The organism is Kaistella sp. PBT33-4, assembly GCF_029194425.1.
GTDB lineage: Bacteria > Bacteroidota > Bacteroidia > Flavobacteriales > Weeksellaceae > Marnyiella.
In genome coordinates this window covers 463450-482649 of record NZ_JARFYL010000003.1, presented here as the reverse complement: position 1 = coordinate 482649, position 19200 = coordinate 463450, and the positions used below count along the sequence as shown (strand labels likewise).

Genomic DNA, 19200 nt, shown 5'->3' with positions numbered 1-19200 from the left:
TTTGGATGTACAGTAAATGCTATCTCACAATGAATTGGATTGATTTACCGTCCATGGTCAGGAAATAGACTCCTGATTTTAACTTTTTCAGTTTAATGCTGTCCGATTTTAGAAAAGGTTTGGCCACACTTTGCACTAACCTCCCGTCTGCACTGTAGATATCTGCTTTGAGGACCTTCTTCAAATCAGTACCTTTTACAAAGATCTCATCGTTTACCACAGGATTTGGATAAAGGCTGAGGTTCGGCACTGTGGAAGTTTCGCCTGTACTAAGAGTATAGCAAGTCCAGCTAAGGTCATCAAAGGCCACACGGTTACCGGTGATGCTGTTGTCGGTGATGCTGATCACGGCATTGCCGGAGATATTCAGGTTGCTTACCGTAGTGGTTACCGACGTGTCCGGTGTACCGCTGTAAGGGATGGTTCCTACAATATTGCCGTTAACGCGAAGATTGAATGTTCCTGCAGTACTGCCGAATTTAAGTTGGGTAGTTACTGTAATGCTGTTGATTCCGCCGGAAAGAATGGAAGAGGTCAGGGATCCGTTTCGTATGGTGACAGCACGGCCGTTAATGGTTTGGTCGGTACGGGCATCGGTTGCTGTCCAGGTAATATTGTTGGAGGTCCAGGTACGGACTGCATAACCGCTGTTGTTAGCCGGCATTCCGTCAAAAGTTTCTGTTCCGCAGCTGCCACCCGGCGTACCTGCGCCAGTTGTAGCCGTTACGGTATTGCTCGCAGGTGAAAGATTACCCGCCAGATCTTTGGCAATCACGTGAAAAGTGTAGGCGGTAGCAGGTGCAAGTCCGCTAACCGTTGCCGATGTTCCTGAAACAGTAGAATGGTACACACCGTTTACATAAATATCATAAGCCACCACAGCAATATTATCGGTAGAAGCAGTCCAGCTTAATGGAACCGAAGAGCTGGTAGGAGTACCTGCGGTAAGTCCTGCGGGCGCGCTGGGAGCAATAGTGTCTGAAGTTCCCCAAATGGTATTTACCCATTGAGGGTTGTCAATAAAGGGATTTCTGTTACCCTGAAAGGTGTATGAAGCATTGTTTCTGGCAATTTCTACCTGTGAAACAGGATCCTGCGCGTGCCACAGCAGGAGCTGCTGCAATTGCCAGGACTGCAGGCCCGGGTAAGCAGAGCCACCCAGCATATCGCCTGAACTGAAGCTGCTTAGCTGGTTTTCATATCTTGTTACGAAATAAAAGATCATTCTGGCTACGTCACCTTTGAACGCGTCAATGGGCTCGAAAACCGTACCGCTGAAGCCCGGAGAAACCGAGTTCCCCAGTCTTGACCCGTTTAACGAAGTGAATGTAGCTGAACCTACCATTCCAAAAGGGAAGTTGTTTCTCATTCCGTTTACCTTCCCATCAGTAGCGCGAACGAAATGAATGTCATTTTTCATGGGGCTGGCTTCATTGAAAAGACTTTGTGGTACAATGTGTTCACGGTTGTAACAGTCGCCTTCATTGGAGTAATTGCCGCACTGATCTGTTATGGGTGTAAAAGTATAGGGATCCGGACCTGCTACGTTTTCGGAATAGATGTCCAGAATAGTACCGTCATTTTCGTAAAAATAATCGCGGTCTGTAGTCAGGTAGCCGGTCCAGAGACCGCCGTAACCCATGTCCGAGTGCCCGTTGGTAATGATGGTGCTTAGCTGCGTTTTCAACTGTGCGCCGGTGCCTGTAGCGCCGTTGTAATAGCCTGCAGGTGGCTGTGCGGAAAGCAGGCCGAAAAACAGACTCAGAATAAATATTACTGATGACTTTTTCATAATGTCTTGAACTGTAAAAAATTGGAAGGCAAAATTACTAAAAAAATAAGTAGCAGGGTGTTAAGCTTTAGTAATGTGCTGCCTGTTGATTTTGGAGAATGCCCACGAGATCAGCAGGCCAAAGGTTGCTGCCGTAGTGGCTACAATAAGATAGTTAATGGGCAGTATACGCACCGGAAATGCCAGGTCTATGGCCGCGTTGGCTTTAAAGAAACCGGTTTGAAGCTGTATGAAACAAACCACTGTTCCTATAAAGAGTCCCGAAATAATGCCTGTTAAAACGATTAGCATGCCCGTAAAGAAGTAGGTTCTCCTTAATTCGCGCAGCGGCAGACCCAGTGAAAGCAGCGAGCGCGCCTGTTCTTTTTTGTCCAGTTGCAGGATAATAATTGCGCCCGCAAGGTTAAAGGTAGTAATGAATATTACCAGAACGAAAATGAAGTAAATAAACAGTTTTTCAATATTGATCATTTTCCAGAAAGCAGCATTCTCTTCCTTTTTGGTGGTGATTATATAATTGCTGCCCACCTGCTTCTGAAGCTCATTCCGAACCGAATCGGCCTGGTCGCCGTTGCGAAGCTTCACCAACAGTTGATAAGCCGCGCTTTCCGGAAGATTCAGAAGTTGCTGTGCCAGTGTTATGGGCGCAATGATATAATTGTTAAGCTGATCGTTGCCCGAGAATACCCCGGTTACATAAATGTCCTGCCTGTTAAAAATATCTTCTTCCTTATTGATAAGTCCCGTTCCGGCTTTGGGCATGAAGACGGTAGCAAAATCTGCCTGACTGCCCACCGGGATGGAGAGCCGATTGCCAAGCTGGTTTTCCATTACCACCTCGTTCGGAAACTCAAAAGTGGGGTAGGAGCCGTAAAAAATGTTTTTATTAACCGGATTTACAGAAATGTAAGCTGAATCTACACCACGCAGGTAGGCAATATCGCCTTTTCCGCCGTAATCAATATAGACTTTCTCTTCAATGGCCTTGGAAAGTCCGGCCACATCCTCTCTTTTGCTTATTACTTCCTGGAGTTTGGCCACATCCTTCAGGACTTTACCCTGTGTGCTTTTCACCGTGAGATCGGCGTGCAGGTCGGAGATCAGTTCACGGTTAAGATCCTCCAGGCCTGAAAATACCGAGATGATAATAAACATCGCGGCAACCGCCACCGTCATGGCAAGTGCGGCCAGCCAGGTAATAAAAGTTACGGCCGTACTGCCTTTTTTGGCAATAAGGTAACGTTTGGCTATGTAAAAGGCAGTTCCGGACACTTTAGGAATTAAAGCATTGGATTATCACCTTCGCCCCGAAGTTCTTTTTCAATCTTTTCAACATCGTCCAGCGACGTATCAAGATAAAAGTTAAGCTGGGGAATGACGCGTACCTGCTTGCCCATTTTCTGGCCAATAAAATTACGGTACTGGGATTTGTTCACCTCAATTTCCTGCATAATCGGTTTACGGAATTCCTGGGGGAAAATACTCAGGTAGATTTTGGCAATGCTGAGGTCGGGAGTAACTTTTACATCAGAAACACTCACCATAAAGCTTTCCTTACTCTCGGATGACTGCTTGCGGAAGAGTTCAGCAAAATCTTCCTGGATAATCTGTGCTACTTTTCGCTGTCTGTTACTTTCGTTCATGGGGCAAATTTACTACTTTTGTTTCAATTATCAGGGCGTGTCCATCCTGTTGCGCGGCCGCAGGCCGCGCAACAGGATGGCCGGTCTCCGTGCAGTCGCTTTTTATCTGTTTGGGGGCGGCGGCGAAGCCGCCGCCCCCAAACAGATAAAAGAGCTCCAACAATGCACTCCGCCCTCACGCGCAGGAAGTCATCAAAACAAATTCAGCATGAAAATAGAACATTTAGGAATCGCCGTAAAATCACTTGAAACATCAGATAATTTATTTGCCCGCCTTTTGGGAAAAGACAGTTATAAAAAAGAGTCCGTGGAAAGGGAAGGCGTAACTACTTCCTTTTACCAGGTAGGTGAAAGCAAAATTGAACTTCTGGAAGCAAGCAGTACCGATAGTCCCATCGCTAAGTTCCTGGATAAGAAAGGGGAGGGAATACACCATATCGCTTTTGGCGTAGAAGATATCCGGCTGGAAATCGATAGATTAAAGAAGGAAGGTTTTACATTTATCTCCGAAGAGCCTAAAGACGGTGCCGACAATAAACTGGTGGTTTTTCTTCATCCAAAGTCAACGAATGGTGTATTGGTAGAATTATGTCAGGAAAAGCCCTGAAAAATTTTTACAGATTCAAAAAAATATTTACATTTGCAACTCGCAAAACAAAAGGTTTAGTCCGATTGTTTTCTGGCCTTGTAACTCAGCTGGTTAGAGTAGCTGACTCATAATCAGCAAGTCCTTGGTTCGAGCCCAAGCTGGGCCACTTAATTATCAACCACTTACAGAATTGTAGGTGGTTGTTTGTTTTTTGCCGTCAACAATACGCCAACAATTTGCTATTTTTGGTTTGTGGAGAATATTCTGATACAACCTTTCACTAATCTCGCTTCAGCTGTCAAATCAATTGACGATGAAGTGCAACTCTTTTATTCATCATTCGCTGTGGAGGCATTTGCACCTCGTGTAAGTATCAATAATGAAACAAGGGTGGTTTCAATGCTTAAAGATTTTCACACTGAAGGTGAAGATGAAATGCAATATTTCTATTTCGATGATTATTTCGGGATGAAAATTCTTGCATTGATTCAGGAAGGTATCAAAAATCTCCAAACAGCAATTGAATTTCAAAAGAAATTAAATAATGACTTAGCAAAGTACTTGGAAATTGTTAAAAGCGATGTTCGTGAAATATTTACAGAGACTATAGTTTCAAAGTTTAATTTTTTGGAGAAATACAAAATCATCTTAAATGATAATATTGAACTATGTTTTTCAGCGTATCAAAGGAAAAAACGAATTCGCCAACCCATTGAATTTATTGACGCTGTGGCAAAATCAGGAAGTGCAAAAATAGAGCTATTATATACTGGCCTTTTTGAAGCTGATTTTATTAACTGTTCCAAGCAGCAATTTTTGAATATTCTCGCCGACCCAGAATCAGGATCTGGTATTCCTTGGTTAGCTAAAAGTTCAAAGAATAATACCACAAACAAGGCACTGTTGATTTACCTATTTAGACGGTTAATTGACGAGAAACACATACGTTCAACATTTTTGAATGATGAGAATTATTATCTAACTTCCATTTTTAGAAATAGAGACGGTTCCCATTTTACATCACAGCAATTGTCAACGTCTAAGTATTCCCTGATTGACAAGAAGAAAAAATCTTCTCAAGAAGAAGTAATCGATACTATTATTGATACCCTCTAAAATCTTTTACCCTGATATAAGGGTATAACCTTGTATCTCAGGGTATACCCCACTTAGGTTTGCATCTGTTTAATCGAAGCCTCAATTTAATGGTACCAAGGCTTCATAAATAAAATCAAATGCAAACAATAAACAAAGGACAGATATATAGTCCGCAATTCCTTTACAAGGAAATTCTCAGCTTTCAAGAGGCTTTACAATATCTTGACATCTCTTCAGCGTCATTATACAAAATGACTTCCGAGAGTAAAATCACATTTTATAAACCCAATGGCGGAAAGCTCTACTTCAGAAAAGTAGACCTTGATAACTGGATGCTTCAGAATGAAAAAAAGAGTATATCTGATCTTCAGGACGACTTAATTTTAAAAATTTCTGATCATGGGAAGCATTAGTATCATTTTACAAGACAGTAGAGGTGAAAACTACTGCGCTAGTATTCCACTGGGACTTAGAATACAACAGGTTCCAAATTCCACAAACAAAAATATTCAACAAGTAAAAAATGACAGTGATGGAGAATAGATTAATTGATAACACCATATATAATAATCTACCAGAGGATTTAAAAATTCTGACAAGTAATTTTGAAGGACGCGAAAAGGATATAGTTTTACTATCTAGTTTAGGAGTAATAAGTAATGTTCTCCCCAATATTAAAGGGACCTATGATGGAGATATTGTATATCCGCACATGTATGTCCTTATAGTTGCTCCGCCTGCAAGTGGAAAAGGAGTGATGAACTATTCTCGGATGTTAATTGAACCAATCCATCAAGCGATTTTAGCAAATAGTAAACAAGAAAAATCAAGTTGTGAAGATTCAAAAAAGAAGGACAAACAAGGTAAAAAAGAGCCATGTCCAAATATTCGATTAAAGATTGTTCCTGCTAACATCAGTACCTCAGAACTATATACCTTTTTAGGAAATTCAAAAGATGGACTTTTGATCATGGAATCCGAAGCAGATACACTATCTGTAATGATGAATAATGACTGGAGCAATTACAGTGATGTCCTACGAAAGTGCTTTCATCATGAGCCTTTATCTATTGCACGTAAAATAGAAGGCCTATATGAAGAAATTTCAGAGCCGAAACTATCAGTAGTTATCAGTGGTACACCAGGACAATTAAAACCCTTTTTAAAAAGTCGAGAAAATGGATTGTTTTCCAGATTTGCGATTTATACTTTTGATGAGGTATCACAGTTTAAAAATGTTTTTGAATTAAAGTCCAATGACAATAAGGAACTGTTTTCTAGCTTGGGTAGTAAGTTGTTTAACCTTTACGGTGACTTACATAGTTTGACAGAGCCCGTTGATTTTGAGTTGACAGAAAATCAGCGAAGGAAATTCTTAAGCTCATTTGGCTACATCTGGAGTGATATTGTGTCAAATCATACTGCATCTTTCTTGGCAAATCTCAACAGACATGGCTTAATGCTGTACAAAATAGCGATGATATTAAGCACCCTTCGAAGGGGTGATGATATTGTCAATTCAGATAAAATCGTTTGCGAACACAGGGATTTTCTGGTTGCATTACGCTTAACGCAGACAATATTACGGCATTCAAAGGTTGTTTTTGATTCAATGGATACAGGTTTTTTATCGATGAAAGATGAGGAAATTATTGATTCTTTGTCACCTGTTTTTACAAGAGAAGATATTGTGAAAAAAGGGACTGAATTAGAAATTCCAGTAAGAACAATTGATGACAAACTACGTCAATTTCAAGTTAAAAAAGTAATCAAGAAGGTGTCTAAGGGAGTTTATAAGAAGCTATAATGTAGTACCTGTAAAACCTGCAACACTTGCATTAATTCTATTCAGCTGCCCATCTACCATGGGCAGTTTTTTAATCAACTTATAACTAATCATAATGAATACAAGTATTAAAATAATTCTTGACAGTAAAGCTGCGTCCAATGGCCAGCACTCAGTCTATCTGCGAATAATTAAAGAAAGAAAATCTAAGAAAATAGCACTAAATCTCAGGTGCGAAAAGAAATATTTTGAGAACGAACAGTTTTTAAAAGGACATCCAAATTACAAAGAGCAAAATAAGCTGCTGACTAGTATGAAAGCAAGGGCGGACAAAGTTATCAGAGAGCTCCAGTTAGATACCATTAACTTCAGTTTAGACGATTTTGAAAATAAGTTTAGAGGTAGGTCTGGAATTCCGGATTTAAAGATATCACCTGTATACGAAGAGATTATTACTGAGCTAGAAAAGGCTGGTAGGATGAGCTATGCTAAATCCTTTAAGGATACTCGAAATTCATTTTTAAAGTTTACTGGTAAAAATATACTGTTTAAAGATATAAATTTTAGGTTAATAGAGAAATGGGAAATATATCTTCGAGAGAATAATAATCATAATGGTGGTATTGCTTTCAAAATGAGGCATGTGCGAAGATTTTTTAACATAGCGATTAAGCGAGGATACATGTCCAAGGATAATTACCCTTTCGAAACTTATCAAATATCCAGGATTAAAACCAATAGCAATAAAATCGCGATAGATGTTGAAGAGTTTAAGAAGATTAGAGATGTGAACCTGGAAGGCAGACCTGAACTTTTAGAAGCATATAACTACTTTATGTTCTCTTTTTACAGCCGGGGGATGAACTTTGCTGATATGGCCAATTTGAAATGGGAAAATATCATTAATGGTAGAATTATTTATAGAAGATCAAAAACAAATCACCATTTCAACATCTTGTTAAGTAAAGAGGCACAGGAGATTATTGATTATTATAAAGGTAATCCTAAATGTAAAGAGTATGTCTTTCCAATCCTGTTGCATACTGATCTCACTCCAAAACAGGTAGCTTACCGGAAACAGAAAGTTTTGCAAAGATATAATTCCAAACTAAAGGAAGTTGCAGCTCTTGCAGGTGTAAATCGAAAATTGACGTCCTATGTTGCCAGACATAGTTTTGCTACAATTTTAAAGAATTTAGGAACCTCTATAGACAAAATTTCAGAGATGATGGGGCATAGTAACGTTGATATTACAAAAAGTTATCTTAAGGACTTTGGGGATGCAGTGCTTGATTCCGAAAGTGAAAAATTGTCCAATTTATAAAGTAAACGTCGAAAAAAACAGGGGTTAATTCACTACGGATTAATCCCTTTGTTTTTAGATGAATTTGAAAACCATTAAACCAAAAATATTATGCAGTTAAGACAAAGTGAAAGAAAAAGAGCCAAAATTAAAATGGCTCTACAAGGTGCATCCGGAACAGGGAAGACATACTCCTCCCTCCTCATTGCGCAAGGATTGACTAATGGTAACCTGTCAGGGGTTGCAGTGATAGACACAGAGAATGGCAGTGCTGATTTATATGCCCATCTAGGTAACTACAATGTATTAACCATGACACCACCATTTACTCCGGAAAATTATATTAAAGCAATAGAAGTCTGCGAGGAAGCAGGGATGGAGGTCATTATAATAGATTCTATTTCACATGAGTGGGATGAACTGTTGGATTTTCATTCAAAGTTAGCCGGGAACAGTTTTACAAACTGGGCAAAAGTTACTCCCAGGCAAAAAGCTTTTGTAAATAAAATACTTCAGACCCAAGCTCATGTCATTGCTACAATGAGGACCAAACAGGATTATGTACTTAACCAGAAGGACGGTAAATATATACCTGAGAAAGTAGGGTTGAAATCTGTACAGAGGGATGGTCTGGACTATGAATTCACATTGGTATTTGACATTGACATCAAGCATTTTGCTGTATCAAGTAAAGATAGAACCGGGCTGTTTATGGGTAAGCCGGAATTTCAGATAAGTGAGCAGACAGGACAGCGGATCTTGGAATGGTGTAACAGTGGATCATCACCAATCTCAGAGACACCAACTGAAGAGCAGGTGATTCATAAGATTCAGCAGTGCAATAATATAGCTGAATTAATTGCCCTCTATAAACAGCATCCTGACTATCAGGAGAACCTGAAACCTCATTATGAGGAGAAGCGGAATTTTATTTTACAATTAACTAATCCCAAAAATCATTCAACCAATGGACACACTAAGACATATTAAGCCTGCCACTTTAGAGCAGGCTTTTGATTTAAGACCAGTTACCAATACAAATTTTGATCAGGTGAGTGCAGAAGCAGAGATCATTCAGAAGCCAGTTATCAGCCTGGACAGATCAAAATCTTTTGCAAATCAAATAGACAAACCAGACTTACCTTTTATTGTAGCTAATACAGTAGAAGTACCTTTAAGGCATTTGCAGCAGGATTGTATAATCCCGGTATTTTCCAAGGATAATGAAAAGACTATTGCGCATCAGGAATTTATTGAAGTGATATTGGAAGCTGTGACCAGGGTTTTCCCCCAGCACAGCATCTCTGCTCCGGAAATCAGGGTGTCTCATCAGATTAAGGGCAGAACACCATTAGCGATCCATAAATCAGCAAAGGATCTCCTGGAAGAGGACAAGACCATCTATTACGAGAGAATGGCTTTTATGGTCAAGATACCCACCATCACAGATACCATTAATGGTAATATGCTGTCATTATGTGTGGGTGGTGTAAGGAGCTACAATCAGGAAAATCTGTATTCTAAAAAGTCACTGGAGAAATTTAAGTTCTTTATTGGGTTTCAGAACTGGGTCTGTATGAATATGTGTATTTCTACTGACGGATTTCTGGAAAATCTTAGAGTATCCAATGTACAGGAATTGGAGACTAAGGCTATTGAAGTTATGCGGAATTATGATGCAGAACTGCACCTGATGGAGATGAAGGAACTGACACAAGACTATCTATCTGAGCACCAGTTTGCACAGCTTGTAGGGAAATCAAAACTCTACCATTATCTGCCAAAAGCTGATAAGCTGAAAATTCCTTTACTAAACTTCAATGACAGTCATATCAGCACTATGGCAAAGGACTATTATGAAGATCAGAACTTCTGTAGGCTTGAAGATGGAAGGATAAACTTATGGAATGTGTTTAATCTCTTCACACAAGCCAATAAGAGTAGCTATATAGATACTTTCCTGGATAGGAATCTGAATGCCTTTGAATTTTCAAAAGGACTTCAGAAAACGCTCAATGGTCATTCAGATTATCATTGGTTTTTGAGTTAAGGACAGGCCGTCAGAAGAAAGACGGCCTGTTATTTAGGAGGTTGCCGGGTGGCGCTCAACAACTATTTGTTTTTTTTACTCACTGAAAGAGCCATTGCAGATGCTATTCTGGACAGACTAATCCATCAGTCTCACCGCCTGGAACTACAGGGAGAGTCTATGAGAAAGAAAAGAGGATTGAACAGGGAGTAATAATTTATATATTTGAAAACAAATAACACATGAATAGCAAGAGTATTTATCAAAATTACAGGTGGTCAATTTAAACCGAAATCACATGGTCACTTTGAATTGAAAATGGGTGGTCAATATGACCGAAATTTACACTATACCGCAAGTTCACGATTAGAAACAAAGAACTCGGGGAATTTTTCAAACGAGAAACCAAAGACATCCTCACTCAACTGTACGACGATTTCGAACGAACATTAAAACCGGAGTACGAAATAAATAATGGTGGGGAACTGGGTATGGTAGCAGAGGAAAAACCGTAAAATACTTTCTGATAGTCGCATCTCAGTACTAAGTAATCTTAAAAACAAAAACGGCAAAAACAATGAAAAAACTATTTATTTTTATTTTAATCAGTATAACGAGTTTTGTGTTCGCACAAATTGAAAATTTCTCTGTTGCAAATAGGCAGATTACTTGGCAGAAAATATTCAGTACAGAATTGAAATTCGAAGATTTAGCTTCTACCTTAGAAAATAACGGACTTTTCTATGATATTATAAAAGATGATAATTCTATTCGGTTTAAATTTAAGGATCACAAAATTGATTATAAAGGATTTGGTAAAACCTTAATGTCTACTCCCAACTATATAGCGGGTGGCCAATATGCCGGTAATGGAATTGTTGATTACAAGGACGGAAAATACAGAGTGACAATCAATAATATAAGTTACATTTATACATCCCTGGACTTATCTTTCGGAATGAATCAAAGCAAATTTTTACTCGAAGACGGGACACTGAAAAAAGGAACAGATGATTTCAATAAAAGATTTACAACAGACGCCCCACTATTTGATTACTCCTTCTCAAACCTTTTCAAATTCGAAAAATACAAGCCAAAAAATGATGATTGGTAAAAACGTTGATCACATTTCCACCCATGTCATTTTGAGAAGATCAGTACTTATATAAAACGTAAAAGTAATTGTTAATGAACACCGAGGAACGATACATATATTCAAATCGTGCTGTAGCATTTTTAGACGTATTAGGTTTTCAAAACAAATTACAAAGTTTTGAAGAGGAAGCTGTTGATTTTCATAATGTAATGAAAGAGGAGGGGGAATTGTCAGAAACAGAAGAGGATGACGAACAATTGGGACCATACTATTACTCAAAATCTGCAACCGAATTTATTGAGACCTTTAACTATGCAATTTCAAAGTTAGATACAGAAAAATTCAGTTATTATTTATTTAGCGACAACATTTGCATAACAGCAAAAAATATCAATAGCAACGGTGAGAAATCTCTAATCGAATTATTATTAGTGATTTCGGAATTATATTTCGAGTTTGTCCAAAAAGGCTATTTTTTAAGAGGTGGAATCGATTATGGTTTATTTATAGACCAGTCATCAATTGCCTTAGGGGTTCCCTTAGCTACGGCCTACAAAATTGAAAGTAGTTTAGCGGTATTTCCAAGAATTATACTATCGAACGATTTTGTGAAGCAGCTGGAAATTTATCCTTCAGAAGATGAAAAGGTATTTTCATCAGTTTTGGAAAATAGTTTAATTAAAAATAGCTGTGAGTTTCAGTACTTGAACATTTTTAATCATATCTTTAAAATTGAACAAAAAGAAGAATTTTTTGAAATATTCAAAAAAAACATCTCAGATAATCTCTTACTGTCGGCCCAAAAAGAACACATCTTTGTAAAATATAAGTGGCTTGCCGATGAATTCAATGATTTCATTGAAAAGTACACTGGGAGATTGGCTTTTTTGGATGAGAATTATGAGGCTACAGACGAACATATTGATAACGTAAAAAAAATGAAAATCTCCTATGGACACTAATTTAATTTATATGCCGGTTTTTCGAGTAAGACAGCAGGAAGTTTTAGCAATGAAACATTTTGATTTTGGTAATTCAATGTACCCCTTGTTGGAAATCGTTAAAGAAAAGACAAGGAAAAATGATCAAAATTCTTTTGTTGAAATCTATTCTGGACTGATAAATGAAATTTCAGCTCAAAAAGTTTTTGTTGATCTCCCGATATATATTAATCAGTCAGGTTCTGTTCAGGATGAAGTGGTAAAATTTTCGTTTTCTGTAATAAATAATCTTGAAAAGCGCGTTGCTCATTTAAATATGTTCTCCGATATTGAGAAAGTAATACCCGTGATATCATCTTATTTGCTGAAAACCGGTGAAGAAAATACAATCGCAGGCCAGGAAAGACTGTTACGGCCAAGGTTTAATAGTATTGGATTTCGAATATATATAAATTCTTTTAAAGAAGACTTTGAAGAAGTAATGCAGTTGGCTACAGAAAATGATTTTTTAATTATTGATCTTGATAAATTAGGACCGTTCAAAACTCCGCCATTAAAACCTGTTATTAATGCCCTTCGGGATTTTAATATTTGTAAAAAAGTACTGCTTCGAAGCGCAATTAATCCCGATATAGAGAACGTGAAGTTGGATCATGGACAGGTAGTTATGGAGGCGGATAATAGTCAAATCGATACAGATATTATGAGTACGTTTCAGGTTAATGCAACAGGTGATTATGCAGGTATTAAGAAAGATAATTTGACAGCAGGAGGAACAATCAGTCCCGGGTTTCTATATTATGATGCCGTAGAAAATCAGTATTATGGCTACAAGGCTTTAATAAAAGGATCAATAGACGAGTTTGACAACACCATTATACCTGCAATTTTAGCATCTGACTCTACCTCAAGTATGCTGCAGTCAGAACCTCCTTTTTTATCCACGGATAATTGGGGTTATGATACATTATTAAAAATTTCACGAAAAGAGGAAAGCGGCAGAAGTCAGGCAAAATTCAAGCGTATTGCCATAGAACACTACTTATATTGTATGAAGATTCTCATTGAGAAGGGGGAGCTGACGCAGACTAATTTGCCTAGTTGATATTGTAGATTATTTGCGGATCTACATTTGTGTTGAAAAAGAACTGTAGGTCAATGGGAACAATCTTTTCAAAGTTATCCTGAATAAAACTCCAACGATCATTGTATCTTTTCTTAAGCATGTTTTTTAATGCGCAGTTGATTGCGTAGGCATCATGCGTATTTAAAATCGTTTGGATAGAAGCAGTGGAAAAGGCTGTTGTGAGTTCTTTTTTATTAAACAGCGATAGTTGCTCACGAGAATTAATATTGGGACTGTAGGAAGCTTCTCTAAAGATTATTTTTTCATCACCCTCATAATACCAAATTCCGTAAAATTCCGGAAGTGCTTTGATTACCTTGGACAAATGACACTTGTCGATCAATACAGTATTATATTCAAATACATTTCCGTAGTCTGCTGTCTGTTTAGCCAATCTCTGAAGGGTATCTATTTTGGACTTAATTTCGAAAGATTTTGTATCGCCATTAATAACTAGAAAATCATTTCTACTGCTTTTAACTTTTACCTCAAATGCAGCCACATATTGTCCATTAATAAACTCCTTTGCAATTTTATATTTAAGAACCTGCTCTCCGTTATAATTTTGAAATATATCATCATTGATAAGCAAAGTCAGTTCATGTTTTGATAATGCACTAAATTCAGGATTGTTGCGAAAAGTACAGTACATTTCCCTAAGTTCCTTTTCGTAACTTAAAGTTTTATATGAACGAGCAAGTACTGAATAATCCATAAAATGCATCCGTTTTCACTCTATAAATATACAAAATATATTTCAAAAAACAAGCTATATTGTTGATAAATAGGTTGTTGTGTTTGTTTTATCCATGTATTTTAGAGTTTTCAAAGATATTGCTAATATATCAATTATATGAATTTTGAAATTTTTTATTTTATATAGTTTTGCTATGTGAAATCCCCGACCGCCACAGCAATTAACATAATGAACATTCAGTTTGCGCGTTGCCTACTACAATATCATTATCCATTCCTATTCTAACTAAACAGAAAGAGTTAAATTATTTTTTTGTTAAATTAGCCCCGTGAAAATTTTCGCCTTTCTTTTATCCTTATTCTTCATGGTACTTACGATGGTACCATGCAGCGATGCTGCGAAAGGTTTAGGCGAAAAAGTTTGTTTGGCAGAAAACGTTCATTTAGAGCAAGGTCAGGATCAGCATGCTGATCTTTGTACGCCTTTCTGCGTTTGCAACTGTTGTGGAATGTCAATGACTGTCATGCTGCTGAAAAAATTACTCCCTGAGAAGATTGCTCTTTTAATTAAAGACACTCTTCCTGAAAAGAATTACAACTACGCAGTCCTCCATACTGTCGGTATCTGGCAACCTCCCAAAATAGGTTAATTCTCTTTCCTTCGGTTTGCTTCCGTAGGACATTACGACTATCTGATAGTCGCTCATTTTCGTAGACAATACGGAACATGCTTTTCTTGTCAATTAACCTTAATTTTTACAAATGCTATATAAAATTATACAGTTTAGTGTAAAGAATAAGCTCATAATTGGGCTCATGACTTTCGCACTAATCATCTGGGGCGTGTATAGTGCTACTAAACTCCCGCTGGATGCCGTACCGGATATTACAAATAATCAGGTTCAGATCATTACCAGTACACCCACATTAGCCGCACAGGAAACAGAACAGTTGGTCACCTATCCAATTGAACAGAGCCTCGCCAACATACCGGGAATTACCGAAATGAGGTCTATTTCACGATTTGGATTGTCCGTGGTTACTGTAGTCTTTGATGAAAGCGTGGATATTTACTTTGCCCGTCAACTGATTACTGAAAAACTGAAAGAGGCCGAGGAAAACATTCCACAAGGTATCGGTACGCCAGAAATGTCTCCGGTATCCACAGGCTTAGGAGAAATTTATCAATATGTTATTCACCCTAAAAAAGGGTCAGAAGACAAATACTCCGCTACCGATCTTCGAACAATGCAGGATTGGGTTGTGGCCCGCCAACTCTACGGTACACCTGGTGTAGCTGAAATTAATAGTTTCGGCGGTAAGCTTAAGCAGTACGAGGTGGCAATCAATCCGTACAGACTTAAAGCAATGAATGTGACCATTGCAGATATTTTCACCACCCTTGAGAAAAATAACGAAAATACAGGTGGTGCTTACATCGATAAAAAACCCAACGCTTATTTCATCCGTGGAATCGGACTTATTTCCTCTTTAGATGATATTTCCAATACCGTTATTAAAACTGTTAATGGCATTCCGGTACTTATAAAAGATGTTGCAGAAACCCGAATCGGCAGTGCTGTAAGATATGGAGCCTTAACTTATAATGGCGATAAAGAAGCGGTAGGGGGTATTGTTATGATGCTGAAAGGCGAAAATTCAGCGGATGTGGTGAGCCGGGTCAAAGAAAAAATGAGCACCATACAAAAATCGCTGCCGCCTGATATTATCGTGGAGCCTTTTCTGGATCGAACGAGTTTAGTGGACCGTGCTATACGCACCGTAGAAACCAATTTGGTCGAAGGTGCACTCATTGTCGTTCTTGTGTTAGTTCTGTTTCTGGGTAACTTACGGGCCGGGCTTATTGTGGCGTCGGCAATACCACTGTCACTTCTTTTTGCGCTTGGAATGATGAATGTATTTGGCGTTAGTGCAAATTTGATGAGTCTTGGTGCTATTGACTTTGGACTTATTGTAGATGGTGCCGTTATTATCGTTGAAGCCACTCTACATTTTCTTGCTGTCCATCACCGTTCCCAGAAACTGTCTCAAGATACGATGGACCAGGCTGTGCAGTCAAGTGCAAAAAAGATGATGAGTTCTGCGGTGTTTGGTCAGATCATTATCCTCATTGTATATCTCCCGATTCTTTCACTTCAGGGGATTGAAGGTAAAATGTTCCGCCCAATGGCAGAGACCGTGTCTTTTGCAATTATAGGGGCATTAATACTCTCGCTGACCTATATACCAATGATGTCCGCCTTATTCCTGTCTAAGAATATAAGTGCCAAAAAAACTTTTGCAGATAAAATAATGGCGAAGATCCGCAATTTTTATCTACCCCTTTTGCAGAAAGCGATTGCGTTTAAATATGCGGTGGTCGGTGCAGCGGTGGCACTCCTCGCTGTTTCACTATTTTTATTTTCCCGAATGGGAGGCGAATTTATACCGCAGTTGCAGGAAGGCGATTTTGCCGTCCACTGCATACTGCCACAGGGTACCTCACTTTCACAAAGTATAGAGACTTCTATGCAGGCAAGCCGAATTCTGAAATCTTTTCCAGAAGTGAACACGGTGGTGGGTAAAACCGGTAGTGCCGAAGTTCCCACAGACCCCATGCCGCCCGAGGCAACTGACCTTATTGTGACCCTGAAACCCAAAAAAGAATGGAAGGACAGCAATAAATCTTATGAGGATTTGAGCGCTGAGATGATGGAGAAGCTTGAAATGATTCCGGGAGTATTCTTCGAAGTATCCCAACCAATACAGATGCGCTTCAACGAGTTAATGACGGGAGTGCGCCAGGACGTAGCGGTTAAAATATTTGGTGAAAACATAGACACCCTTGCGAAACTGGCACCAGAAGTTGCCAAAATAGTACAGACAGTAGAAGGTGCCACCGAACCACAAATTGAGCAGACGGTGGGTTTGCCCCAGATAACCATTACTTACGACAGGGCGAGGCTGGCCTCTTATGGATTGAATATTAAGGATATAAACCATACAGTGAGCACAGCCTTTGCGGGCGAAACCGCTGGGGTGGTATTCGAGGACGAAAGAAAGTTTAATTTGGTCGCACGGCTCGACAGTGTTAGCCGAAGTTCTATCGACGACGTGAGTAACCTGTTTATTCCAACTGAAAACGGCGTGCAAATTCCGCTTTCTCAGGTAGCAAAGGTTGAATATAAAGACGGACCGGCACAAATCAGTCGTGAAGATGGCAAGCGCCGGATTGTTGTAGGCTTTAATGTAAAAGATAGAGATGTAGAAAGTGTAGTAACTGAAATTCAGAGCAAACTTAATGATGCAAACATCTTACCCGCCGGCTATTACTATACATATGGTGGAACATTCGAAAATTTGAAGCAGGCCTCTTCACGATTGCAAATAGCGGTTCCTGTAGCCTTAGCTCTTATTTTTCTTTTACTGTACTTCACCTTCCGTAACTTCAAAGACAGCATACTTATTTTTACCGCAATACCAATGAGTGCTATCGGTGGGGTCTTTGCACTGCTGATTAGGGATATGCCTTTCAGTATTTCAGCGGGAGTCGGCTTCATTGCGCTATTCGGGGTAGCAGTACTTAATGGAATTGTTTTAGTCAGTACCTTCAAGGATCTACAGAAATCCGGCGTTAACAATATTATCAGGAGAGTCATTCAGGGTACAACCACCAGGCTTCGTCCTGTGTTGATGACGGCGGCAGTCGCATCATTCGGATTCTTTCCTATGGCTTTTTCAAATGGTAGCGGCGCAGAAGTACAGAGACCGCTGGCAACCGTGGTAATTGGAGGTCTCGTAACAGCAACCTTCCTTACCTTATTTGTCCTTCCTCTACTGTATATCATATTTAATTCTAAGAATCAAATCAAAAACAAATTGAGAAATAGTAAAAACAAATCGTTTTTAACGCTAATAATTTTACTGTGCTCTTCCGTAGGTGCACTCAGTGCGCAGGAAAGAATTTCACCAAATGACGCGGTAAATATAGCGCTGGAAAATAATCTGCAGTACTCGGTAAACACTGCCCAGGTAACTAAAGCTTTACTGGAAACTAAAACCGCACGTGAAATCCCTAAGACCGGCATCTTCGTGGAAAACGACGATATGAGACCAAGTGATCCGGACGGCGATTTTAAAATTGGCATACAGCAGTCCATCCAGTGGCCCGGGTTATATAAGGCGAAAAGAAAATATTTCGAGGAGCAGCTGAAATTTCACCAACTGAACAAAAACATGCTGGACGCGGTGATAAAAAGGGAAGTAAATACCGCTTTTTACCAGCTATGGTACCTTCAGGATGTGGGTAAACTCTACCACAAACTGGATGAGTATTATACGTCCATGTACAAAGCTGCTAACCTTCGTTTCAAAACGGGCGAAGTGGCGGGTCTTGAAAATATTGCTGCAGAAGCACGGATGAAGGAGCTTCAGGCCCAACGCCAGCAGAATTTACAGAATATTGCAGCACAACAGCAACAATTAAGTCTTTTTCTTAACAGTCAATCGCTATATCTGCCGAAAGATACAAACCTGGAGAAACTGGAGCTCGATGATTTACCATCAGACAGTCTTCACCCTTCGCTGGCAGTACAGCAGCAGAATATAGAAATCGCACGGGCGAATATAGATGTTCAGAAAATGCAGAACAAACCTGACTTTTCCGGAAGGATATTTTCTCAGAGATTATACGGAATGAAGGATCCGATCACGGGCTTTTCTGTAGCTGTAGATTTTCCCATTTTTGGAAAAACTGCTTATAAAGCCAAATTACAATCTGCAGAAGCCGAGGTAGAAATTCAACAGTCTCAGCTGCGTTATCAGCAAAATCAGTTCGCGGCACAAGCTCGCACCACCTATACAGAAATTCTGAAAGCTGCTGAAATGCTTAAATATTATGAAGGCATAGGTTTACAACAGGCAGATCAAATTTTTGATGCGGCAATGCTCAGTTACAAAGCTGGGGAAATAGGGTTTTCTGAAATGCATCAGTTTTTTACCCAGGCGATAGACATCAGAAAAAATTATTTGATTGCATTGAACGAATACAACATGGCAATAATACAATACAACTACTATATTAAAAATTAAATACCAAAAG

The 19200-nt window shown here is 39.1% G+C and carries 17 protein-coding genes and 1 tRNA gene; 14 read left to right on the top strand and 4 right to left on the bottom strand.

Annotated elements, in window-relative coordinates:
- Nucleotides 1–19 precede the first annotated feature (19 nt).
- The 3 genes from P0M11_RS08310 to rbfA are packed head-to-tail and all read right to left on the bottom strand — an operon-like array spanning nt 20 to nt 3435.
- Nucleotides 20–1792 carry an endonuclease gene (locus P0M11_RS08310; protein WP_275625247.1) on the bottom strand — a complete coding sequence of 591 codons (1773 nt, stop codon included), beginning with the start codon at nt 1790–1792 and terminating at the stop codon, nt 20–22.
- Between the two features lie 60 nt (nt 1793–1852).
- Nucleotides 1853–3064, bottom strand: a complete 1212-nt coding sequence (locus tag P0M11_RS08305) for an ABC transporter permease (RefSeq protein WP_275625246.1) — start codon at nt 3062–3064, stop codon at nt 1853–1855.
- A gap of 8 nt (nt 3065–3072) precedes the next feature.
- Entirely contained in the window at nt 3073–3435 is a 363-nt protein-coding gene (gene rbfA, locus P0M11_RS08300; protein ID WP_158063475.1) for a 30S ribosome-binding factor RbfA, read from the bottom strand.
- 208 nt (nt 3436–3643) lie between these two features.
- Here rbfA and mce point away from each other — a divergent pair, with 208 nt between their 5' ends.
- From mce to P0M11_RS08240, 12 genes are all read left to right on the top strand, one after another.
- Nucleotides 3644–4042 (top strand): methylmalonyl-CoA epimerase, encoded by a 399-nt coding sequence (gene mce, locus P0M11_RS08295; protein ID WP_275625346.1) that lies wholly within the window; start codon nt 3644–3646, stop codon nt 4040–4042.
- A gap of 74 nt (nt 4043–4116) precedes the next feature.
- A tRNA-Ile gene (locus tag P0M11_RS08290) sits at nt 4117–4190 on the top strand.
- An 86-nt stretch (nt 4191–4276) separates the two neighbouring features.
- Nucleotides 4277–5140, top strand: coding sequence for a hypothetical protein (locus P0M11_RS08285; protein WP_275625245.1), 864 nt, complete (start codon nt 4277–4279; stop codon nt 5138–5140).
- Nucleotides 5141–5259: 119 nt separating this feature from the next.
- Nucleotides 5260–5535, top strand: a complete 276-nt coding sequence (locus tag P0M11_RS08280) for a helix-turn-helix domain-containing protein (protein WP_275625244.1) — start codon at nt 5260–5262, stop codon at nt 5533–5535.
- Nucleotides 5536–5654: 119 nt separating this feature from the next.
- Entirely contained in the window at nt 5655–6929 is a 1275-nt protein-coding gene (locus tag P0M11_RS08275; RefSeq protein WP_275625243.1) for a DUF3987 domain-containing protein, read from the top strand.
- 94 nt (nt 6930–7023) lie between these two features.
- Nucleotides 7024–8232, top strand: a complete 1209-nt coding sequence (locus P0M11_RS08270; RefSeq protein WP_275625242.1) for a site-specific integrase — start codon at nt 7024–7026, stop codon at nt 8230–8232.
- 90 nt (nt 8233–8322) lie between these two features.
- The gene (locus P0M11_RS08265) at nt 8323–9201 is read left to right on the top strand and encodes an ATP-binding protein (protein ID WP_275625241.1); all 879 of its coding nucleotides are present in this window, start codon (nt 8323–8325) and stop codon (nt 9199–9201) included.
- Complete coding sequence (locus tag P0M11_RS08260; protein ID WP_275625240.1) at nt 9179–10261, top strand: DUF3871 family protein; 1083 nt, start codon at nt 9179–9181, stop codon at nt 10259–10261. Before P0M11_RS08265 ends, P0M11_RS08260 begins: the two co-directional genes overlap by 23 nt.
- Nucleotides 10262–10309: 48 nt before the next feature.
- Nucleotides 10310–10453 carry an ATP-binding protein gene (locus P0M11_RS08255; protein ID WP_275625239.1) on the top strand — a complete coding sequence of 48 codons (144 nt, stop codon included), beginning with the start codon at nt 10310–10312 and terminating at the stop codon, nt 10451–10453.
- A gap of 364 nt (nt 10454–10817) precedes the next feature.
- Nucleotides 10818–11354, top strand: coding sequence for a hypothetical protein (locus P0M11_RS08250; RefSeq protein WP_275625238.1), 537 nt, complete (start codon nt 10818–10820; stop codon nt 11352–11354).
- Nucleotides 11355–11428: 74 nt separating this feature from the next.
- Complete coding sequence (locus tag P0M11_RS08245) at nt 11429–12298, top strand: hypothetical protein (protein WP_275625237.1); 870 nt, start codon at nt 11429–11431, stop codon at nt 12296–12298.
- Nucleotides 12288–13382, top strand: coding sequence for a hypothetical protein (locus tag P0M11_RS08240; protein WP_275625236.1), 1095 nt, complete (start codon nt 12288–12290; stop codon nt 13380–13382). The genes P0M11_RS08245 and P0M11_RS08240 overlap by 11 nt, the downstream gene beginning before the upstream one ends.
- Here P0M11_RS08240 and P0M11_RS08235 read toward each other — a convergent pair.
- Nucleotides 13375–14118 (bottom strand): sce7726 family protein, encoded by a 744-nt coding sequence (locus P0M11_RS08235; protein ID WP_275625235.1) that lies wholly within the window; start codon nt 14116–14118, stop codon nt 13375–13377. The genes P0M11_RS08240 and P0M11_RS08235 overlap by 8 nt on opposite strands.
- A gap of 310 nt (nt 14119–14428) precedes the next feature.
- On the opposite strand from P0M11_RS08235, the gene P0M11_RS08230 reads away from it, so the two are divergent.
- Together P0M11_RS08230 and P0M11_RS08225 are read left to right on the top strand one after the other, a co-directional pair.
- Nucleotides 14429–14749, top strand: coding sequence for a DUF6660 family protein (locus P0M11_RS08230; protein ID WP_275625234.1), 321 nt, complete (start codon nt 14429–14431; stop codon nt 14747–14749).
- 112 nt (nt 14750–14861) lie between these two features.
- Nucleotides 14862–19190, top strand: coding sequence for a CusA/CzcA family heavy metal efflux RND transporter (locus tag P0M11_RS08225; protein ID WP_275625233.1), 4329 nt, complete (start codon nt 14862–14864; stop codon nt 19188–19190).
- The last annotated feature ends 10 nt before the right edge of the window (nt 19191–19200 follow it).

Coding starts and splice junctions, on each gene's coding strand:
- P0M11_RS08310 (WP_275625247.1), bottom strand. CDS start 1,792: ATGAAAAAGTCATCAGTAATATTTATTCTGAGTCTGTTTTTCGGCCTG.
- rbfA (WP_158063475.1), bottom strand. CDS start 3,435: ATGAACGAAAGTAACAGACAGCGAAAAGTAGCACAGATTATCCAGGAA.
- mce (WP_275625346.1), top strand. CDS start 3,644: ATGAAAATAGAACATTTAGGAATCGCCGTAAAATCACTTGAAACATCA.
- P0M11_RS08280 (WP_275625244.1), top strand. CDS start 5,260: ATGCAAACAATAAACAAAGGACAGATATATAGTCCGCAATTCCTTTAC.
- P0M11_RS08275 (WP_275625243.1), top strand. CDS start 5,655: ATGGAGAATAGATTAATTGATAACACCATATATAATAATCTACCAGAG.
- P0M11_RS08270 (WP_275625242.1), top strand. CDS start 7,024: ATGAATACAAGTATTAAAATAATTCTTGACAGTAAAGCTGCGTCCAAT.
- P0M11_RS08265 (WP_275625241.1), top strand. CDS start 8,323: ATGCAGTTAAGACAAAGTGAAAGAAAAAGAGCCAAAATTAAAATGGCT.
- P0M11_RS08260 (WP_275625240.1), top strand. CDS start 9,179: ATGGACACACTAAGACATATTAAGCCTGCCACTTTAGAGCAGGCTTTT.
- P0M11_RS08250 (WP_275625238.1), top strand. CDS start 10,818: ATGAAAAAACTATTTATTTTTATTTTAATCAGTATAACGAGTTTTGTG.
- P0M11_RS08245 (WP_275625237.1), top strand. CDS start 11,429: ATGAACACCGAGGAACGATACATATATTCAAATCGTGCTGTAGCATTT.
- P0M11_RS08240 (WP_275625236.1), top strand. CDS start 12,288: ATGGACACTAATTTAATTTATATGCCGGTTTTTCGAGTAAGACAGCAG.
- P0M11_RS08235 (WP_275625235.1), bottom strand. CDS start 14,118: ATGGATTATTCAGTACTTGCTCGTTCATATAAAACTTTAAGTTACGAA.
- P0M11_RS08225 (WP_275625233.1), top strand. CDS start 14,862: ATGCTATATAAAATTATACAGTTTAGTGTAAAGAATAAGCTCATAATT.